Origin of the sequence: Clostridium psychrophilum (assembly GCF_018861705.1) — a bacterium.
Taxonomy (GTDB): Bacteria; Bacillota; Clostridia; order Clostridiales; family Clostridiaceae; genus Clostridium_AD; species Clostridium_AD psychrophilum.
The window spans coordinates 1-7,023 of sequence record NZ_JAHLEC010000141.1; the positions used below are offsets into that span (position 1 = coordinate 1).

Below are 7,023 nucleotides of genomic sequence, written 5' to 3' on the forward strand. Positions count from 1 at the left end.
TTAATCATCTCATATTTCTCTTGAATTTTCCACCTAATTTTCATCTAAAATGTTATCTAAAATGTTATCCACAGCGGTTTCCGCAAGCTGTTTCCTATATAATAAAAAAACAAAAGCTGGTAACAAATTTACCAACTTTTATAATTAAATTAAGTTTAAGATCACTTATTACTTTGCCTTAAATATCCTTCGATAAAAGTATCAATATCCCCATCCATAACTGCATTTACATTTCCAGTTTCTATGTTAGTTCTATGATCTTTAACCAAATTATATGGATGAAATACGTAAGATCTAATTTGACTTCCCCAACCATTTTCTTTTAAATCTCCGGTTAAGTCTTCTATCTTATCCTTTTTCGCTCTTTCTTTTAAATCCAAAAGTTTAGCCATAAGCATTTTCATTGCAGTTTGTTTATTACTATGCTGACTTCGTTCATTTTGACACTGGACAACAATGCCTGTGGGCAAATGCGTTATCCTTATTGCTGAGTCGGTTTTATTTACATGTTGCCCTCCTGCCCCTCCAGATCTATAAGTATCTATTCTGAGGTCATCAGACTTTATATCAATATCCTGACTTTCAGTGAGTTCTGGCAGTACTTCACAAGAAGCAAAAGAAGTTTGTCTCTTCCCATTTGCATTATAAGGTGAAATTCTTACTAATCTGTGTACACCCTTTTCAGCCATTAAATATCCATAGGCATATTCCCCAATTATTCTCAGTGTAACAGCTTTAATTCCTGCCTCATCTGATGGTTGGTAATCTAAAACTTCTATTTTATATCCCTTTTTTTCACTCCATCTTGAATACATTCTATAAAGCATTTCTGTCCAATCCTGAGCATCAACACCGCCTGCTCCAGTATGAAGAGTTAAAATAGCATTATTTTTATCATATTTCCCAGATAATAAGATTTCTATTCTAAACCTATCAGCACTAAGCTCTAACTCTCCTAATTCAATTTTTATTTCAGCAAGGGATGCGTTATCTTCTTCCTCTTTACTTAGTTCTATCAAAATATCTAAATCCTCTGTCTTACCCTTTAATAGATTAAACCTATCAATTCTATCTTTGATACCTTTAGCCTGTTGAGTAATCCGTTGCGCTCTTATAATATCTTCCCAAAATTTAGACTCTTGCATTGCAAACTCGAGCTCCCCCAATTGTCTTTTCATAGCAGTTACGTCAAAGAGACACCTTAATTTCTTCTATATTACTTTTCAATACATTTATTTGACTTAAAACTTCCTCAACTAGTACTATCACTCATAACACCTCTTTCATTATATTTATATATCTGAAAATACGTTAGTTAGTTAGTTATTTATTTATTATTAATTTAAAAACACCTATAAAAGGGGTTAGCAATTAATATTTGCTTACCCCCTTTATAGCTAATAATTATATTTCAAAAACATAATTATCCTCTACCGCAACAGTTCTTATATTTTTTTCCTGAGCCACATGGACATTCATCATTTCTTCCCGGTTTGGCTGTTTTTTTAGTAGGCACATTTTTAGGAGTTTCATCCTGACTTGTTGATGTTATTTGCGCTACCATTTCTCTTTCAGGTGCTTTTTCTATTTCTACATGGAATAGATATTTAACAGTCTCTGCCTTTATGCTCTCAATCATTTCAGCAAACATGTCGCTACCTTCCATTTGGTACGCTTGTGATGGGTCCTGTTGCTTATACGCTCTAAGCCCAATGCCTTGCTTTAAATGTTCCATTGCATCTATATGATCCATCCATTTGCTATCTACAACTCTTAAGAGTATAACTCTTTCAACTTCTCTTATTTGTTCTTCCCCGAACTGTTCTTCTTTTTGTGAATATATTTTATTAGCTATACCTAAGAGAGTTTCCTTAATTTCATCATTAGTTGTTTTAGAAAGTTCCTCCGCTGAAACCATGTCCTTAGGAAGATATATCTCTTCAAGATAACTAACTAATTTAACTACTTCTTCATCCAGACTTTCTTCATTTCCACTTATATGTGAATCAACCGCAGATACAATAACATCTTTTATCATATCTTCAATTTGACCTTTTATATTTTCTCCTTGAAGTACCTCAGTTCGTTGTCTGTAAATTATTTCTCTCTGTTGATTCATTACATCATCATATTGAACAACATTCTTTCTTATATCGAAATTGTTTCCTTCAACTTTCTTTTGAGCACTTTCTATAGCACCACTTACCATCTTGCTCTCAATTGCATCCTCATCAGTTAACCCTAATTTTTCTACAACTCCTTGAAGTCTTTCAGAACCAAATATTCTCATTAAATCATCCTCAAGTGATATGTAAAATCTTGAACTTCCAGGATCTCCTTGACGACCAGAACGGCCTCTAAGTTGATTATCTATACGCCTAGATTCGTGCCTTTCAGTCCCAATTATCTTGAGTCCTCCAACTTCTACAACACCTTCTTCAAGCTTAATATCTGTACCACGACCAGCCATATTAGTTGCTATAGTAACCATTCCAAGTGATCCTGCATGAGCTATTATATCCGCTTCTTTCTCATGATATTTAGCGTTTAATACTTGATGAGGTATTCCCCTTTTTTTAAGAATATCAGATATTAGCTCTGATTTTTCTATACTAACAGTACCTACAAGAACGGGTTGCTTAGTTTTATATGTTTCAATTATTTCCTCAACTATAGCTTTATACTTTCCATTAACCGTTTTATAAACAAGATCTGCATTATCACGCCTTATTAAAGGCATATTAGTAGGTATTACCAATACATCTAGCCCATATATTTCTCTAAATTCATTTTCTTCTGTAAGAGCGGTACCAGTCATACCTGATAATTTATTATACATTCTAAAATAGTTTTGAAAAGTTATAGTTGCAAGTGTTTTTGATTCTTTCTCTATTTTTACACTCTCTTTTGCTTCAATGGCTTGGTGAAGTCCATCACTATACCTTCTACCTTCCATAAGTCTTCCTGTAAACTCATCTACAATAATTACTTCGCCATTTTTCTCCATGTAGTCTTTATCTTTTCTCATTATGTAGTTTGCCTTTAAAGCTTGAACTACATGATGTTGTATGCCCATATTTTCTGCATCAGCATAATTTTTTACATGAAAAAACTTTTCTGCCTTATCTATCCCTGAATCAGATAATATAACAGCGCTAGCTTTCTCATCTATTGTGTAATCTTCTTCTTTAATTAGACCTTTGACAAAATAATCTGCAACTTTATAAAAATCTGTGGACTTTTCTCCTTCGCCAGATATTATAAGGGGAGTTCTAGCTTCATCTATTAATATAGAATCAACCTCATCCACGATTACATAATTTAAATCTCTTTGAACCTTTTCTTCCTTATAAACAACCATGTTATCTCTTAAATAATCAAACCCAAATTCATTATTTGTTCCATATGTTATATCTGAATTATAGGCAGCTTTCCTTTGAGTTTGATCTATATCATGAACTATTACGCCTACAGATACACCTAAGAATTCATGTATTCTTCCCATATCATCTCTATCTCTTTTGGCGAGATAATCATTTACTGTAATTATGTGAACACCTTTTCCTGTTAATGCATTCAGATATGCAGGGAGTGTAGCCACAAGAGTCTTTCCTTCACCAGTTTTCATCTCTGTTATTCTTCCTTGATGAAGTATAATACCTCCAATTAGTTGCACCCTAAAATGCTTCATGTGAAGAACTCTCCATGCGGCTTCCCTAACAACTGCAAATGCTTCAGGTAATATATCATCCAAAGTTTTCCCATTGCTTAATTCTGTTTTGAACTCCTCTGTTTTTGCTTTAAGTTCTTCGTCACTTAAACTAGTCATTTTTGAATCTAATGCTTCTATTTCATCTACTGTTGAAATTATTCTTTTTATTTCTCTATCACTATAACTACCAAATAATTTATCAAAAAATTTCATAATTTACATCCTCACTATTCTTTTAAAGACTTTCTAAATATACATTCAAATTATATCACTTAAGCTACTACTGTTCAACTTATAAAATTTTATAAAATTTGTAAATTATAAGTTGTTTTTATTATAATAATTAAAAAGTTAAAAAAGGATTAAAGTAAATATAACTACTTTAATCCCTTTATTTAAAACCTTATAGCTTGGGTTCTATCAAACCATAATTCCCGTCTTTTCTTTTATATACTACATTTACCTCTGAATTGCCATTTACTTCTGAACTACCATCGCTCATGTATACGAAGAAGCTATGTCCAACTAACTCCATTTGAAGTACTGCTTCCTCTGCTGACATAGGTTTAAAAGCAAATTTCTTTGTCTTTACTATCTTAGGCTCCATATCGCCATCTTCACTGTTATCATATTTTGGTATTCCTTGGAACTTAAGAGAATTTCCTTTATTTCTTTTTTCTAATTTCGTTTTATGTTTTCTAATTTGTCTTTCTAATTTATCAACAACAATATCTAAGGCAGTATACATATCCTCATTTTGCTCTTCAGATCTTAAAATAACCCCATTAAATGGAATTGTAATTTCAATAGTATGTCTATTCTTATGAACACTCAATGTTATCTGAGCTTCCACATCTGGATTGAAATACTTATCCAATCTCGATACTTTCTTTTCAATAATATTTTTCAAGGCTTCTGTTATCTCTATATTCTTTCCTAATACTTTAATATTCATACGCACAGCCCCTTCCTAATATTCACATATTGCTTAATATAAGCATATTATATGTTTTGTATCTTAATTTTATTACTTCTAAGGCAAAATAGCAACCATTAAAATCAGAATTCACAAAATATTAAAGTAATTTAAAGTTTGTTTCTCTTAATATCCCTTAATATTCCTTAATGTTCCTTATTGTCCCTTTGTTTATCTATTTATAAAGTTCTAATTTTTATTAGTTAAATAAAAACTCCTAGCATAAATGTTAGGAGTTTTTATATATTAAGTTAGTTGACCTGGTCTTTGACCCCACACTCGCCTGCTGGAGCTTTTGCTACCCAGAATTACCTTCTCACTACTCACACTCTCGTCTATTAAACGGCAGGACTAACCTCTAAGCCGCACCATGCTCACTAAACTTTGTTTAACTTACGTGGATCGTTTCGCCTGCGACTGGCATCGACTTTCAACCACAAACCTAACTTACTACAATACGTATTATACATTACTTTTAGCTATAGTCAATATAAATATATTATTTACACCATTTTCTTTTAGTCTACGTGCACAATAAAATGCTGTAGCACCAGTAGTTATAACATCATCCACAAGTAATATATTTTTATTTTTCACAAATTCATTTTCTTTAATTTTAAAACATTCTTTCATATTACTCCAACGCTCTTCACCACTTAGCCCTATTTGATCTTTTGTATTCTCAGTTTTTATTAAGCTACATACTACTGGAACATTCAAAAATTTAGATAAGTACTTTGCTAAATACTCGCCTTGGTTATATCCTCTGATTTTTAAACCTTTTTTAGTCATAGGCACATATGAAATTAAATCAAACTGTAAATTATTATTTTTTACAAGTTCTAACATATATTTAGCTAAAATCTCACCACATATAAAGTCACTTTTATATTTAAGTCTAATTATTAGCTCTTTTACTATATTTGAATAATAAAATGTCGACCAAACTGGATATGTCTCTTGATCATGGCCTATATTAAAATTTTCAGTGCAAAATCTTAATTTTTTTCTACATGTAGCACATAATGCATCACTTTCTTCGCTATATTCTTTACAAATAACGCATTGCTCATCGCCTGAATACATAAGTTCTGCTAAACAATAAAATATTTTTTTTATGTATTTAATAATCTTCTTTCCCACGCTTTCTCATTAAATTCTCTAGCCATATTTTTAGCCCTATCCATTTGCACTGTTTCAGCATTAGCTAAAAATATGGCCTCTCCCCTTTGTGCATTGTCATACCTTCCGACCTTGCTTGATAAACACAATAATTGTTTATGATTAAATTTAATATTATCAGCAAAATAAACCATAACATCAACTGAATGAAATTCTAAATAAGTTTCTTCGAAATCATTAGTTACTATTATCCCCTTATCTTTATTCATAAACTTTACTTTAATAGAATCATCACTTTTTTTACTAATGAATAAAAATATGTTTTCGCTTAACTTCTTTTTAAAATTGCTTAGATACTCAAACACAGCATTACCTTTTTCTTCATCTGGTGTAAATATTATTACCTTTCTATTAGATATGATTGACCAATTTAAATATTCGTAAACCACCAAGGGTATATCCAAACTAAGATTTATTCTTGTGGTAATGATTCTAGGCTCTATAATAGGTATATTAGTGTTTTTCAATGGGAACATAATTGTTTTTCCCTCGTTTAAAACATTTTCTACGCAATAAGCTATAGCTGTACCATCAGATTTACACCTTTTTAATAATATATTTCTTATTTGCTCTTTATCATATTTAGGAAAACTTCTAATATCGTTATAAATCACCAAATCAAATTTTCCTTGTAGTTTTAATGCATTTTCAGGACTGCATATATGTAAATATTCATTTACATTTATATAATCTATTTCAGTAGTATATGCATGCTGACCTAAATTGCTAAATTTATTTATAAAGTAAATAATATCAATACAACGTGAATCCTCATTAGTTACATATAGTATGTTCTTTTTAATATTAGCAAATGCAATTATAATTTTTAAAAATATATCAGAAGAATTATAAAACGCAGACACAACATCAATTCTTCTTTTGCCATCTTGAGGACATTTTAAAATTTCTTTGCTAATTTCATCTTTTTCCTTACTAAGGTTTAATTTTGCGTAATATAACATGTAAAATCTCCTTTCCAGTTAAAGTATTATTTTCGATACTATTAAAGTATTATCTTCGATACTATTAATATTTATTATAGGACCTGTTGTAAAATGAAGTTGAACCAATAAGAAATCCATAGTGGATTAATTCTGTGTTATGCTTTAATCGCCTAAACTAAAACACACAGGAGGATAATCACTATGGAATA

At 30.8% G+C, this 7,023-nt stretch carries 5 protein-coding genes; all 5 read right to left on the reverse strand.

The window, feature by feature from the left end; genetic code table 11:
* Positions 1-161: 161 nt before the first annotated feature.
* A protein-coding gene (prfB, locus tag KPL38_RS17430; protein WP_216290413.1) for a peptide chain release factor 2 occupies positions 162-1,269 on the reverse strand; the annotation gives its coding sequence in 2 pieces (ribosomal slippage) (positions 162-1,190 and positions 1,192-1,269; 1,107 coding nt in all).
* A 154-nt stretch (positions 1,270-1,423) separates the two neighbouring features.
* Entirely contained in the window at positions 1,424-3,925 is a 2,502-nt protein-coding gene (gene secA, locus KPL38_RS17435) for a preprotein translocase subunit SecA (protein ID WP_216290414.1), read from the reverse strand.
* Positions 3,926-4,115: 190 nt separating this feature from the next.
* Positions 4,116-4,667: a ribosome hibernation-promoting factor, HPF/YfiA family gene (hpf, locus tag KPL38_RS17440; protein ID WP_216290415.1), complete on the reverse strand. Its 552-nt coding sequence runs from the start codon at positions 4,665-4,667 to the stop codon at positions 4,116-4,118.
* A gap of 483 nt (positions 4,668-5,150) precedes the next feature.
* Positions 5,151-5,831 carry a ComF family protein gene (locus KPL38_RS17445; protein WP_216290416.1) on the reverse strand — a complete coding sequence of 227 codons (681 nt, stop codon included), beginning with the start codon at positions 5,829-5,831 and terminating at the stop codon, positions 5,151-5,153.
* Positions 5,804-6,832, reverse strand: coding sequence for a hypothetical protein (locus tag KPL38_RS17450; protein WP_216290417.1), 1,029 nt, complete (start codon positions 6,830-6,832; stop codon positions 5,804-5,806). Before KPL38_RS17450 ends, KPL38_RS17445 begins: the two co-directional genes overlap by 28 nt.
* Positions 6,833-7,023: the final 191 nt, after the last annotated feature.